Source organism: Paraburkholderia sp. SIMBA_053, assembly GCF_046534895.1.
Classification (GTDB): domain Bacteria; phylum Pseudomonadota; class Gammaproteobacteria; order Burkholderiales; family Burkholderiaceae; genus Paraburkholderia; species Paraburkholderia caledonica.
This window is the reverse complement of record NZ_JAWRXU010001087.1, coordinates 1-257: the sequence shown is the minus strand read 5'-3', so window position 1 is coordinate 257 and position 257 is coordinate 1. Positions and strand designations below refer to the sequence as shown.

The window sequence follows — 257 nt, the reverse complement described above, 5'->3', positions numbered from 1 at the left end:
ATCGAGGCCGCATTCGATGCAGAAAGCAATGTGCGGCCGGGAAATCCTCGACACTTTCTCGTGACGCGTCGCATGCCGTTGCCGGAGCGTCCCAATCGGTTCGCGCGCGAAATCGTTGTCGTGATTGAGCGATCCGTAGAAAGCGAAATACTTGCCGCGAGCGATGACCGGATGGGACAGGTCATCGGTCCTCATATTCAGCGTGCGATCCCTACAAAGTTGGCTGGCTACAGCCCTGCTGAGCAAAATCACGAACC

General features: G+C 56.8%; 1 protein-coding gene. It reads left to right on the top strand.

Features of this window, described 5'->3' with window-relative positions:
- On the top strand, nt 1–257 hold a 257-nt coding region (locus SB753_RS38980), incomplete at both ends, for a hypothetical protein (protein WP_410805407.1).